At 63.6% G+C, this 13,007-nt stretch carries 15 protein-coding genes; 13 read left to right on the forward strand and 2 right to left on the reverse strand.

Annotated elements, in window-relative coordinates; all coding sequences use genetic code 11:
- Positions 1-344: 344 nt before the first annotated feature.
- The 12 genes from argS (at position 345) to tatC (ending at position 10,505) form a co-directional block, all read left to right on the forward strand.
- Positions 345-2,030, forward strand: a complete 1,686-nt coding sequence (argS, locus tag KZO25_RS07470; RefSeq protein WP_223136475.1) for an arginine--tRNA ligase — start codon at positions 345-347, stop codon at positions 2,028-2,030.
- 3 nt (positions 2,031-2,033) lie between these two features.
- The gene (locus tag KZO25_RS07475) at positions 2,034-2,768 is read left to right on the forward strand and encodes an SPOR domain-containing protein (RefSeq protein ID WP_066450896.1); all 735 of its coding nucleotides are present in this window, start codon (positions 2,034-2,036) and stop codon (positions 2,766-2,768) included.
- A gap of 150 nt (positions 2,769-2,918) precedes the next feature.
- A complete protein-coding gene (gene hslV, locus KZO25_RS07480) occupies positions 2,919-3,464 on the forward strand; it encodes an ATP-dependent protease subunit HslV (RefSeq protein WP_043513922.1) in 546 nt (181 codons plus the stop codon).
- 10 nt (positions 3,465-3,474) lie between these two features.
- Entirely contained in the window at positions 3,475-4,797 is a 1,323-nt protein-coding gene (gene hslU / locus KZO25_RS07485; RefSeq protein WP_066450898.1) for an ATP-dependent protease ATPase subunit HslU, read from the forward strand.
- Positions 4,798-5,051: 254 nt separating this feature from the next.
- Positions 5,052-5,435, forward strand: coding sequence for a gamma-butyrobetaine hydroxylase-like domain-containing protein (locus KZO25_RS07490; RefSeq protein ID WP_223136476.1), 384 nt, complete (start codon positions 5,052-5,054; stop codon positions 5,433-5,435).
- Positions 5,436-5,543: 108 nt separating this feature from the next.
- Positions 5,544-6,311 carry a bifunctional demethylmenaquinone methyltransferase/2-methoxy-6-polyprenyl-1,4-benzoquinol methylase UbiE gene (gene ubiE, locus KZO25_RS07495; protein ID WP_223136477.1) on the forward strand — a complete coding sequence of 256 codons (768 nt, stop codon included), beginning with the start codon at positions 5,544-5,546 and terminating at the stop codon, positions 6,309-6,311.
- Positions 6,312-6,318: 7 nt separating this feature from the next.
- A complete protein-coding gene (locus KZO25_RS07500; RefSeq protein WP_223136478.1) occupies positions 6,319-6,957 on the forward strand; it encodes an SCP2 domain-containing protein in 639 nt (212 codons plus the stop codon).
- Entirely contained in the window at positions 6,957-8,579 is a 1,623-nt protein-coding gene (ubiB, locus tag KZO25_RS07505) for a ubiquinone biosynthesis regulatory protein kinase UbiB (RefSeq protein ID WP_223136479.1), read from the forward strand. The genes KZO25_RS07500 and ubiB overlap by 1 nt, the downstream gene beginning before the upstream one ends.
- Positions 8,580-8,609: 30 nt before the next feature.
- A complete protein-coding gene (locus tag KZO25_RS07510) occupies positions 8,610-8,945 on the forward strand; it encodes a phosphoribosyl-ATP diphosphatase (protein ID WP_223136480.1) in 336 nt (111 codons plus the stop codon).
- Positions 8,946-8,991: 46 nt separating this feature from the next.
- On the forward strand, positions 8,992-9,258 hold the full coding sequence (gene tatA, locus KZO25_RS07515) for a Sec-independent protein translocase subunit TatA (RefSeq protein ID WP_043513931.1): 267 nt from the start codon (positions 8,992-8,994) through the stop codon (positions 9,256-9,258).
- A gap of 6 nt (positions 9,259-9,264) precedes the next feature.
- The gene (gene tatB, locus KZO25_RS07520; RefSeq protein WP_223136481.1) at positions 9,265-9,720 is read left to right on the forward strand and encodes a Sec-independent protein translocase protein TatB; all 456 of its coding nucleotides are present in this window, start codon (positions 9,265-9,267) and stop codon (positions 9,718-9,720) included.
- On the forward strand, positions 9,717-10,505 hold the full coding sequence (tatC, locus tag KZO25_RS07525; RefSeq protein WP_066450923.1) for a twin-arginine translocase subunit TatC: 789 nt from the start codon (positions 9,717-9,719) through the stop codon (positions 10,503-10,505). The genes tatB and tatC overlap by 4 nt, the downstream gene beginning before the upstream one ends.
- A 60-nt stretch (positions 10,506-10,565) precedes the next feature.
- On the opposite strand, the gene elbB is transcribed toward tatC, so the two are convergent.
- A complete protein-coding gene (gene elbB, locus KZO25_RS07530; protein ID WP_223136482.1) occupies positions 10,566-11,228 on the reverse strand; it encodes an isoprenoid biosynthesis glyoxalase ElbB in 663 nt (220 codons plus the stop codon).
- A 206-nt stretch (positions 11,229-11,434) separates the two neighbouring features.
- On the opposite strand from elbB, the gene hemB reads away from it, so the two are divergent.
- Positions 11,435-12,442 (forward strand): porphobilinogen synthase, encoded by a 1,008-nt coding sequence (gene hemB / locus KZO25_RS07535; RefSeq protein ID WP_410505379.1) that lies wholly within the window; start codon positions 11,435-11,437, stop codon positions 12,440-12,442.
- Here hemB and KZO25_RS07540 read toward each other — a convergent pair.
- Positions 12,429-12,941, reverse strand: coding sequence for a DUF3087 family protein (locus tag KZO25_RS07540; RefSeq protein ID WP_066450935.1), 513 nt, complete (start codon positions 12,939-12,941; stop codon positions 12,429-12,431). The genes hemB and KZO25_RS07540 overlap by 14 nt on opposite strands.
- Between the last annotated feature and the right edge of the window lie 66 nt (positions 12,942-13,007).

The following is a 13,007-nucleotide window of genomic DNA, read 5'->3' on the forward strand; positions in this document are numbered from 1 at the left end:
GGACTTAACGCTGATCTACTGCGAGATCCGGTCTTTCGGCCAATTTCATTCGCTCTGATTCGTTAAATAGCGGGCTATTCGCCTCATCAGATCGATAAACTTGTCTCGAAATCCAAATCTCTCGTGACGATCGGTCAAATCCGACAGGCTCCTGGCGACGATTCAAGCCACTGGGTCAGGGCACCCCGCGAACAGCCTGCCTGCGCGGGGTTTAAAGCCGAGGCACAATTGCCGATAATGGGCGATCATGCCCCACCGGGCGAGTTTTCATGCCAGCGTCCGCCCGCCAGTCGCACAGTCACCCTTACCCGATGCGGGCCCGGCGCTACAGGACAACAGACTTCATGAAAGAAACGATCATTTCCCTGCTCGAGACTGCCCTCGACAACCTCAAGCAGCAGGGTGTGCTGCCCGCGGATGCCGCTCCCACCATCAAGGTCGATCCCACCCGGGACAAGGCCCACGGTGACTACGCCACCAACCTGGCGCTGATGCTGGCCAAGCCGGCCGGCAGGAAGCCCCGCGAGCTGGCCGAAGAGCTCCTGGCGGCCTTGCCCGACAGCGACGCCGTACAGCAGGTCGAAATCGCCGGTCCCGGCTTCATCAACTTCTTCGCTGCCACCGATGCCGCCGCCCAGGTGGTGCGCCAGGTACTCGATTCCGGCGACACCTTCGGTCGCAGCCTCAAGGGCAAGGGCCAGAAGGTGCAGGTGGAATTCGTTTCCGCCAACCCCACCGGCCCGCTCCACGTGGGCCACGGTCGCGGCGCAGCCATCGGCGACAGCATCTGCCGCCTATTGGAAGCCACCGGCTTCGACGTCACCCGGGAGTTTTACTATAACGACGCCGGCGCCCAGATCAGCAATCTGGCGCTGTCAGTCCAGGCCCGGGTCAAGGGCATCGAGCCAGACAGCGCCGCCTGGCCCGCCGACGGCTACCGTGGCGACTACATTGCGGAAGTGGCCAAGGACTACCTGGCTGGCGAGACGGTCCACGCCGACGACCGCCATGTCACTGCCAAGGCGGACCCCGACGACCTGGAGGCGATCCGCGAATTCGCCGTGGCCTGGCTGCGCCGCGAACAGGACCTGGACCTCAAGGCCTTCGGGGTGGAGTTCGATGTCTACTTCCTGGAGTCTTCGCTTTACGACCAGGGCAAGGTCGAGGAGGCAGTCGAGCGACTCATTGCCAACGGCCACACCTATGAGCAGGACGGCGCCCTGTGGCTGCGCACCACCGACTTCGGTGACGACAAGGACCGGGTGATGCGCAAGTCGGACGGCAACTACACCTATTTCCTGCCCGATGTGGCCTATCACCTGAACAAGTGGCAGCGCGGCTTTACCACGGTGATCAACGAGCAGGGCGCCGACCATCACTCCACCGTCACCCGGGTAAGGGCCGGTCTTCAGGCCCTGGAGGCCGGAATTCCCGTGGGCTGGCCAGACTATGTGCTGCATCAGATGGTGATGGTGACCCGATCCGGCGTCGAGGTGAAGCTGTCCAAACGTGCCGGGAGCTATGTCACGGTGCGCGACCTGATCGACGAGGTAGGTCGCGACGCCACCCGCTTTTTCCTGGCCGCCCGCAGGGCGGACTCCCAGCTCACCTTCGACATCGACCTGGCGCGCTCGCAGTCCAACGACAACCCGGTCTATTACGTCCAGTACGCCCATGCCCGGGTTTGCAGCATGCTGCGCCGCGCCGAGGCCGAATCCCTGCATTTCGACCACGACCTGGCCATGGTCAGCCTCGCAAGGCTGGATGCGGAGCAGGAGAAGGCAGTGATGAACCGCCTGGCTCGTTTCCCGGAGGTCGTATCCCATGCGGCCCTGTCGCGGGAGCCGCAGCAGGTGGCCCAGTATCTCCTGGACCTGGCTGCCGAGTTCCACTCCTGCTACAACGCCGTCAAGGTCATGGTCGAGGACGACGAGCTGCGCAACGCCAGGCTGGCGCTTGGGCTCGCCACCCGCCAGGTGCTGCGCAACGGCCTCGACCTCATGGGCGTCAGCGCCCCGGAGGAGATGTAAACCATGGCAACCCGTCGCCCCCCACCGAAGAAACGTGGCGCCACCACCGCCCGGCGCCGCACCGCACGAGGTCGTGAGGGCTTCCGCCTGCCCGGCTGGGTGTGGGGGTTGGGCGGTGTGGCGGCGGGTTTCCTGCTGGCACAGCATCAGCACGGTACGGCGCCCTGGCAGGAGGGGCACGACTCACCGCTGGCCAGCTTGATACCTCGAACGCCGACGACGGAGCAGGTGCCTCCCACGCCGACGGTCGAACCCAGCGAGCCGCGTATGCCGACCTTCGAGTTCTATACGCTGCTGCCCGAAGAGGTCGTTGCTCCCCGTGACATCGCCTCGACGGCCTCCCCGCCCGAGGTCGTCACACCCGTGCCCGACGTCACCGAGGCACCTGCCGATGGTGACAGAGTCGATGACCCGATCGCCCAGGTCATCGCCGCCAACCTGCAGGACGATGCCAACGCCACGGCCAGCGAAGCCGCCCGTGAGACGGCGGTGCCCGACGGTACGCGCTATATGCTGCAAGCGGCGTCCTTCCGCCAGCCGGCCGACGCCGAAGCGCTGCAACAGCGCTTGCGCAACCTCAGCCTGGTGGCCCAGGTGAGCCAGGTCCAGTCAGCCGATGGCGATACCTGGCACCGGGTCATGGTGGGTCCTTATGATGATACCCGTGAACTCAACCGCGCCGAGGACCTGATGACCACCCAGGGCATCACGCCGCTGCGGCACCGGGCCAGTAACTGACAGACGGTAATTGCCAGCTGCAACGACGCTGCCGGTTGAATTCGAGAGATCACGCCCACACTTTCCTTGAATGCTCGTTCACGGCACCCGGCACCGCCGCGGCGCCGAAAGTCACCGGGAGCCCTCGCTCCCCGTTACGGAGTTCTCTCCATGACCACGATCGTATCCGTGCGCCGCGGCGACCAGGTTGCCCTTGCCGGTGACGGCCAGGTCTCGCTGGGCAATACGGTGATGAAAGGCAATGCCAGCAAGGTGCGCCGCCTCTATCGCGGCCAGGTACTGGCGGGCTTCGCCGGTGGCACCGCTGACGCCTTCACCCTCTTCGAGCGCTTCGAGGCGCAGCTGGAAAAGTACCAGGGCAACCTGGTCAAGGCCGCCGTGGAGCTGGCCAAGGACTGGCGCACCGATCGCGCCCTGCGCCGCCTGGAGGCGCTGCTTGCCGTGGCCGACAAGGAGGCATCGCTGATCATCACCGGCAACGGTGACGTGGTGGAACCCGAGCGCGGCATCATCGCCATCGGCTCCGGTGGCAACTATGCCCTTGCCGCCGCCCGGGCCCTGCTCGAGAACACCGACCTCCCTGCCAGCGAAATCACCCGCAAGTCACTCGAGATCGCCGGTGATATCTGTGTGTTCACCAATCACCACGTCACCCTCGAAGAGCTGTCTGCCAAAGACGCTTCACAGGAACGCTAAGGCCGCCACCATGACACAGATGACACCCCGCGAGATCGTCCACGCCCTGGACCAGTACATCATCGGTCAGCAGGATGCCAAGCGCGCCGTCTCCATCGCGCTACGCAACCGCTGGCGGCGCATGCAGCTCGACGACGACCTGCGCCACGAAGTCACCCCCAAGAACATCCTGATGATCGGCCCCACCGGCGTCGGCAAGACCGAGATCGCCCGCCGCCTGGCCAAGCTGGCCCGGGCGCCCTTCATCAAGGTCGAGGCCACCAAGTTCACCGAGGTGGGCTACGTGGGCCGCGACGTCGAATCGATCATCCGCGACCTGACCGAAGCGGCCATCAAGCTGGTCCGCGAACAGGCCAAGGAGGAGGTGAGTCACCGCGCCGAGGACGCCGCCGAGGACCGCATCCTCGACGCCCTGCTGCCCCCGCCCCGGGGCCAGGAAGAGAGCGCCCGCAGCGACAGCTCGACGCGCCAGATCTTCCGCAAGAAGCTGCGTGAGGGCCAGCTCGACGACAAGGAGATCGATATCGAGATCACCCCCCAGGGGCCGGGTATCGACATCATGACCCCGCCGGGCATGGAGGAGATGACCAGCCAGCTGCAGAGCCTGTTCTCCAACATGGGCCGGCAGAAGAGCGAGACTCGCCGGGTGGCGGTGAAGGACGCCTTCGCCCTGCTGCGCGACGAGGAGGCCGGCAAGCTGGTCAACGAGGAAGAGATCAAGCACCGCGCCATCGACGCGGTAGAGCAGAACGGCATCGTCTTCCTCGACGAGATCGACAAGGTGACCAAGGGCAGCGGCCAGTCCAGCGGCGGGGAGGTCTCCCGCGAGGGGGTCCAGCGCGACCTGCTGCCGCTGATCGAGGGCTCCACGGTCTCGACCAAGTACGGCATGGTCAAGACCGACCATATCCTCTTCATCGCCTCCGGCGCCTTCCACCTGTCGCGCCCATCGGACCTGATCCCCGAGCTGCAGGGGCGCCTGCCGATCCGCGTCGAGCTCAATGCGCTGACGCCGGAGGACTTCAAGCGCATCCTCACCGAGCCGTCGGCCTCGCTGACCAAGCAGTACAAGGCGCTGCTGGCCACCGAAGGGCTGGATATCAGCTTCACCGAAGACGGTATCGTGCGCATCGCCGAGATCGCCTGGAAGGTCAACGAGGGCACCGAGAACATCGGCGCGCGCCGCCTGCATACCGTGATGGAGCGGCTGCTGGAAGAGGCCTCGTTCAAGGGGGCCGATATCGGCACGCCGCTGGAGATCGATGCCGCCTACGTGGATTCCCAGCTCGGCGAACTGGCCATGGACGAGGATCTGTCGCGGTATATTCTGTAGCGTAAGAGATGCGGTAACGTATGATCTGAGCTGTCATGAAGGCGTCGGGCGAGCAGTGACGCGACCTTAGCAAGAGCGCTGGCTCAAGCGCAGCAGCGCGCGGCGATCGACAGGGATGTCGATCGAGGACAGGCAAGAGGGACCTTGTTCCTGTCCGACGCGCAAGCTGCAAGCGCAGGGCCAGGGTTTCGCTCTTGATTGTCGCAAATCGCTCGGCCCGGCGCCTGACGCCCATTCTTGCGAAGGACACCCACATGACTACCCCCGCCCCCAGCAAGATCCATTACCGCAAGAAGGCCCGCGAGCTGGAGCTCACCTACGCCGACGGCCAGACCCATTGCCTCCCGGTCGAGTACCTGCGCGTCTACTCCCCCTCCGCCGAGGTGCGCGGCCACAACCCCAGTCAGGCGGTATTGCAGGTGGGCAAGAAGGATGTCGGCCTGCAGAACATCGAGCCTGTCGGCCGCTATGCCGTCAAACTGCATTTCGACGACGGTCACGACAGCGGCCTGTACAGCTGGGAGTACCTTCACGACCTGATCGAGAATCGCGACGCCTACTGGGCCGACTACCTGCGACGCCTGGAGGAAGCTGGTGCTTCAAGAGAGCCGCTGGGCATCGAGATCAAGCAGTTGTAGGGGACCGACGTCAAGACAAGTACGGTCGTGCAAGGCTACAATGGCGCCCATTCGAGGCCGAATCACCCCGGCCTCCTCTCACTGCAGCGATTCGGGAGCCTTTTTCGCATGAGCCCTCTTTCCAGCCCCGGTGACAAGCACACCACTCACTTCGGCTACCAGGAAGTCCCGGTCGACGAAAAGGCCTCCCGCGTGGCCGATGTCTTCCACTCCGTGGCGGCCCGCTACGATGTCATGAACGATCTGATGTCCTTCGGCATCCACCGGCTGTGGAAACGCCTGACCATCGAGCGCTCCGGCGTTCGTCCAGGCCATAGCGTGCTGGATATCGCCGGCGGCACCGGCGACCTGACGCTGAAATTCTCGCGCATGGTGGGCCCACGCGGCCGGGTGGTTCTGGCCGATATCAACGAATCCATGCTACGGGTCGGCCGGGACAAGCTGCTGGACAACGGCGTCGGGGGCAATGTCGAATACGTGCAGGCCAACGCCGAATGCCTGCCCTTCCCCGACAATACCTTCGACTGCATCACCATTGCCTTCGGCCTGCGCAACGTCACCGACAAGGCCTCCGCACTGCGCTCCATGACCCGGTCCCTCAAGCCCGGTGGCCGCGTGCTGGTACTGGAGTTCTCAAAGCCGGTCAATCCGCTGCTCTCCAAGGCCTACGACGAATACTCCTTCCGCCTGCTGCCGCGGATGGGTCAGATGGTTGCCGGCGACGCCGACAGCTATCGCTACCTCGCCGAATCCATCCGCATGCATCCCGACCAGGAGACGCTGCAGGAGATGATGGAGGCCGCCGGGCTGGAGCGGGTCGAGTATACCAATCTCACCGGGGGCATCGTTGCCCTGCATCGCGGTATCAAGCTTTGAGGCGGTGATGACATTGACCCCCACCCTGCTGCTGGCCGGCATAGAAAGAACGCTCAATGCCCTGCTGGCGCAAGACCCCGCAGCGCCTTCGCGACTGGCCCGCCTGAGCGGAAACCGTCTGCTGCTTCGCCTCGAGCGCCCCGATTTGTCGCTGGCGATTCACTTCCACCCTGCCGGCCTGGACCTGCTGCGCCCGGAAGCACAAGACGAAGACGCCATCGATGCCGTGGTCACGCTTAATGCCGAAACCCTGGGCAAGCTGCTGGGCGGGGAGAGCATCGAACGGCTGATGTTCCAGGGCAAGCTCTCGGTACGTGGGCAGGTCCATCTGCTGGAGGCAACCCGCGACCTGCTGCTGGATCTGGACCTGGACTGGGAGGGTGAGATGGCCCGCTGGCTGGGCGATGTACCCGCCCACGGCCTGGCCGAAGGGTTGCGCCGTGCCACTCGCTGGGGGCGCCGTGCCCGTGGCGAGATGCGCAACGATATTGCCGAGTACGTTTTCGAGGAAGCGAAGCTGCTGCCTGGCAAGTACCAACTCGAGAATCTGCGTGACCACCTCACCGAACTGGAAATGACCACCGACCGCCTCGAAGCGCGCCTGGCGAGGCTGCATCGACAACTCGACCGCGAGGCCGCGCTGTGATGAGTCTTCGGCTGCTGCGCATCATCTGGGTGATCACCCGCTACCGTCTCGACACACTGTTGCCGTTGGAGCGTCTCCCCTGGTACCTCAGGCTGATGTTCATCCTATCGCCACTGCGCCTGGTGCCTGTCGGCAAGCGCGCGCCTGGCGAGCGCCTGCGCCTGGCGCTGGAAGCTCTCGGCCCTATCTTCGTCAAGTTCGGTCAGTTGCTCTCCACTCGTCGCGACCTGCTACCCGAGGAGATCGCCGACGAACTCCGGCGACTTCAGGATCAGGTGCCCCCCTTCCCCGGTCGCGAAGCCCGTGAGCTGGTGGAGGCGGAACTGCACATGACGATCGACGAGGCATTCGCCCACTTCGAGCCCGAACCACTGGCCTCTGCCTCCATTGCCCAGGTACATGCCGCCCGCCTGCATACCGGCGAGGATGTTGTGGCCAAGATCATCCGTCCCGGCATCGAGCACATCATGCGCCAGGACATGGCGCTGATGTATCGGGTGGCCGGCGTACTGGCCCGGATTCCCGAGGCCCGTCGCCTGCGCCCGGTGGAAGTGGTACGCGACTACGAATCAACGCTGTTCGACGAACTGGATCTCCACAAGGAGGCTGCCAATACCTCGCAGCTGAAGCGCAACTTCAAGAATTCACCGCTACTTTACGTACCGGCGACCCACTGGTCCCATACTCGTCGTCGGGTCATGGTACAGGAGCGTATCTACGGCATCCCGGTCGCCGACCTGGCAGCATTGAAGGCCCAGGGCACAGATCTCAAGCGCCTTGCCGAGCGCGGCGTGGAGATTTTCTTCACCCAGGTGTTTCGTGACAACTTCTTCCATGCCGACATGCATCCCGGCAATATCTTCGTGTCCCGTGAACACCCTCACGACCCGCAGTACATCGCCATAGACTGCGGCATCGTCGGCAGCCTCACCCGAGAGGATCAGGACTACCTGGCGCGGAACCTGCTCGCCTTCTTCCACCAGGACTACTATGAAGTCGCCGCGCTGCACATCGAGTCGGGCTGGGTCGGCGAGAACACCCGGGCCAACGAGTTTGCCGCCGCCATTCGAACCGTATGCGAGCCGATCCTCGAGAAGCCGCTCAAGGACATCTCCTTCGGCCAGGTGCTGCTGGGGCTGTTCAAGACCGCCCGGCGCTTCAACATGGAGGTGCAGCCGCAGTTGGTATTGCTGCAGAAGACCCTGCTCAACATCGAGGGGCTCGGGCGCCAGCTCTATCCCGACCTGGACCTGTGGACCACCGCCAAGCCCTACCTGGAGCAGTGGATGAAGGAACGCGCCGGCGCCAGCGGCTTCTGGGAATCGCTCAAGCGCCAGGCCCCTGAGCTGGCACGCCAACTGCCCGAGCTGCCGTCGGTGGCGCACCACGCCCTTAGTCGGATTGAGCATGAACATCGCCAGCGCCACCGCCAGGCCCTCGCCCTGGACGGCATACGGCGACAGCTGAAAGACGGCAGCCGCAGTAGTCGTCGGCTACGGCTGGGCGTACTCCTGGCGGGGCTGGCGCTGGCCTGGCAACCGCTGAGCGAATGGGCCGCCGGCCAGCCATGGCCCGTGCTGTTGATCGCCGTCATCGGCCTGCTGCTGCTGGCCTGGCAATGAACTTGACCCACCGCAAACGGAAGCCCTGTCATGCGTGATATTCTGGATCAACTCTTCGAAGTGCTGGAGCAACGCAGAGCCGCGGATCCCGACGATTCCTACGTTTCAGCCTTGCATCACAAGGGGTTGAACAAGATACTCGAGAAAGTCGGCGAGGAAGCCACCGAGACAGTGCTGGCAGCCAAGGATGCCGAGGCCGGCGGTGAGGCAGAGCGCAAAGCGCTAGTCGCCGAGACCGCTGACCTGTGGTTTCATAGCCTGGTGATGCTGTCGCATCTCGGGCTCGATCACCAGGACGTACTCGATGAACTGGCCCGTCGCTTCGGTATCTCCGGGCACGAAGAGAAGGCGGCAAGGTCCAAGTAAACAGGTGCTCCGGATCGACCGGAAGCCCGCATCAGAGGAATTATTCATGTTAGGTGGCATCAGTATCTGGCAACTGCTGATCGTACTCGGCATCATCATCCTGATTTTCGGCACCAAGAAGCTGCGCAATGTCGGCACCGACCTGGGTGGCGCGGTGAAAGGCTTCAAGCAGGCCGTGAACGAGGAAGAGAAGGACGACAAGGACAAGGCACAGGCCAAGGTCGCCCATGACGAACAGCCCAATACCTATGACGTACGTGCCGAAGAAAAAGCGGCAGCGGACAAGGTGGATAATCAGGAAGAGCGCAAATAAGCCCTCATGTTTGATATCGGCTTTCTCGAACTCCTGATCCTCGGTGTCGTGGGCCTGCTGGTGCTCGGCCCGGAACGCTTGCCCAAGGCGGCACGCACCGTCGGCCTGTGGGTGGGCAAGATCAAGCGCTCCGTCTCGAGCATGCAGCGGGAGATCAGCTCGCAGCTCGAGGCGGAAGAGCTGCGCCAGAAACTCAAGGAGCAGCAGTCGAAGCTCGATGAGAGCCTCGACAGGGCAAAGCGCGACGTGGAGAGTATCGCCAAGCCCTACTCCACCTCGACGCCCAGCCGTCACGCCAACGAAAAAGCCGAACCCGACAGCCCAGCTGACGAACCTCCGCCGCAGCAGGCCGCCGCCCGGCTCGACGACGCCCTGGCCAATGCCCGTCAACCCGACGAGCGGCCTGCCGACGAGCGCTCCACTCCTCCCGACGATGACAAGAAGGATGCCGCTTCCCGATGAGCGACTCCGGTGACAAGCAGGATCTCGGCCAGGCACCCTTGATCGAACACCTCATCGAACTGCGATCGCGTCTGCTGCGCTCGGTGGTGGCGATCTTCGTGATCTTCCTCGGACTCTACCCCTTCGCCAACGAAATCTACACTTTCGTGGCACAACCACTGATGGCGCTGCTGCCGGAAGGCTCGCAGATGATCGCCACCGAGGTGGCTTCGCCCTTTCTCGCCCCCTTCAAGTTGACCCTGGTGGTGGCGGTATTCGTGGCCATCCCCTATGTGCTCCACCAGGCCTGGGCCTTCGTCGCACCGGGGCTGTACGATAATGAGAAGGCCCTGGCCATGCCGATACTGGCCTCCAGTGTCGGCCTCTTCTACGCCGGTGCGGCCTTTGCCTACTATGCGGTGTTCCCGCTGCTGTTCCAGTTCTTCACCCAGACCGGGCCGGAGAACGTGGCGGTGATGACCGACATCAACCAGTACCTCAATTTCGTCCTCAAGCTGTTCTTCGCTTTCGGAGTGGCCTTCGAGATCCCCATCGCCACCTTCCTGCTGATTGCCTCTGGCGCCACTACCGTGGAAAGTCTGTCGAAGAAACGCCCCTATGTGATCCTGGGCTGCTTCGTGGTGGGCATGCTGCTCACGCCGCCGGATGTGATCTCCCAAAGCCTGCTGGCGGTGCCCATGTATCTGCTCTATGAGGTGGGGATTCTGTTCGGCCGCCTGGTGCGTTACCGTCGCCGCAAGGCCTCCCAAGCGGAAGACGAAACCGGGGAGCACGACAAATCCTGACCGGCATTAAAAAGCCCCCGCCCGATCGAATCGGGCGGGGGCATTGGCTTGCGCCAGTGCCTAGAGATCCATCATTTCATCGATACGATCGACCAGCTTGAAGATACCGGTGGCGGCCTCGCTGATGCGGGTAGCCAGCATATAGGCAGGCGTGGTGACGACGCGGTTCTCGAAATCGACCACAATATCCTCGACGCCGCAGCTGCGATGCAGCCCTCCCATGGCGCTGATTGCACCGGAGACGCCCGGGTCGTGTCCGATGGTCACGGCGATCCCCGGCCCCAGCAGCTTCGGCACCAGGGCGGGTGTGATACACATCAGGCCGATGGGCTTGCGTGCCTCATGAAACGGCGCAATGGCTTCCACCAGACCTTCGTGAATCTCCAATTCGTTACCCGCCAAGGCAAAGTTGGACAGGTTCTTGGCTGCCCCGAAGCCTCCTGGCAGGATCACGGCATCGAACTCGGATGGTTCGAGCTCTTCAAGAGAGCTGATTTCGCCTCGCGCAAGCCGAGCCGACTCCGTCAAGACGTTGCGCAGCTCACCTTCGACAGCCTCTCCGCTGCGATGATCGATGACATGATGCTGCTCGATATCCGGTGCGAAGCAGCGATAGCCGATACCCAACTGGTCCAGCCGCAGCAGGGTCAGGGTGGTCTCGTAGATCTCCGAGCCGTCCTGGACGCCGCAGCCCGACAGGATGACCGCCACCTGTTTGCTCATGTCTTTCTCCTTGTAATGAAGGCGCCTCGAATGAAGAGCACTGCCTATAATCCTGAAGCCAACACGTCAGCTGAAAGCCAACACTTTAGAGAGTCACGCGGGGTGCGACAAGCCTCCGCTTCCGGCAGCCGTTAGCACTGATATACTCAAGGGCATCGACACGGGACCACCTGGACCCCTACAGCCGGAGAAGAACCTTGAGCTTCATGACCACACGCCAGTTTCCAGCCACCCGCATGCGTCGCATGCGCCGTGACGACTTCTCTCGTCGCCTGATGCGGGAAACGACCCTGACGCCATCCGACCTGATCTGGCCCGTGTTCGTTCTCGAAGGTGAGCAGCGCCGTGAGGCCGTTCCATCAATGCCTGGCGTCGAGCGCCTGTCGCTGGACCTGCTGATCGATGAGGCCCGGGACGCTCATGCGCTGGGCATCCCCGCCATCGCCCTGTTCCCCGTGGTGGACCAGTCGCTGAAGAGCGAGCTGGCCGAAGAGGCCTACAGCTCCAGCGGACTGGTACAGCGCAGCGTCCGGGCACTGAAGGAGGCCGTCCCCGAACTCGGGATCATGACCGATGTGGCCCTCGACCCCTATACCAGCCACGGCCAGGACGGCATCATCGACGCCAACGGCTATGTCCTCAACGACCGCACCGTGGAAACCCTGCTCAAGCAGGCGCTCTCCCATGCCGAGGCCGGGGCCGACGTGGTGGCACCCTCCGACATGATGGATGGCCGCATCGGCGAGATACGCCAGGTACTCGAGCAGGAACACCTGCACAACGTCCGCATCATGGCCTACAGCGCCAAGTACGCCTCCCGTTACTACGGCCCCTTCCGCGATGCCGTGGGCTCCGCTGCCAACCTGGGGAAGGCGGACAAGCGCACCTACCAGATGGACCCGGCCAACGGCGACGAGGCGCTACACGAAGTGGCTCTCGACCTGGCCGAGGGGGCCGACATGGTGATGGTCAAGCCGGGCATGCCCTATCTCGACGTGGTGCGGCGCATCAAGGACGAGCTCAAGGTCCCCACCTATGCCTATCAGGTGAGTGGCGAATACGCCATGCACATGGCCGCCTTCGACAACGGCTGGCTGGAGGCCGACGAGGTGATCCTCGAGTCTCTGATGTGCTTCAAGCGAGCCGGTGCCGACGGCATCCTCACCTACTTCGCCAAGCGCGCGGCCCGGCTGCTGGCTTCTAGCTCCGCTTGAAGGCGGCCAGGTCGTGCGGATCGAACCCCTCTACCCGCTCGGCCAGGCCCCTGTCTTGGCGCAGTCCCCTGATCTTCTGTCGCTCGGCAATGAGTTCGCCGTCGTCATCCATGGTGCGGCCATTTAGCTCAGCCAGCTGAACCATGCCCTGGTGGTAAAAGGTCAACAGGTCGAGTGCCACGTCATTGCCCTGCTCCGCCTCGCGACGCAGGGTGGAGAGATAGCCGCTCACACGAGACAGGTGATGCTTGAGCTGCCAGACATAGCGCATCTCGGTCATCCAGGGACGCTCGCGCAGTACGGCAAAGGTCAGGCTGGTGACGATAAGGCCCAGAAACACCCCCAGCGCATTGAGCCAGAGGCTGGAGCCGAAGGTAGCGGTCAGCAGTTGGGAGAACACCAGGCCGAAGACGATCAGCTGGGCGGCCATGGCCACGCTGATCAGTCGCGCCTTGCGACGGTAGGACTCCGGGTCATGGTGCTCGAAACGGAACGGCATCGATGCCTCCTCTGCTTGGCTCGCGGCGGGAAAGTACGGGATTATCCCGTCATTCACCGCCACGGT

Origin of the sequence: Halomonas sp. ANAO-440 (assembly GCF_019915905.1) — a bacterium.
Lineage (GTDB): Bacteria > Pseudomonadota > Gammaproteobacteria > Pseudomonadales > Halomonadaceae > Halomonas > Halomonas chromatireducens.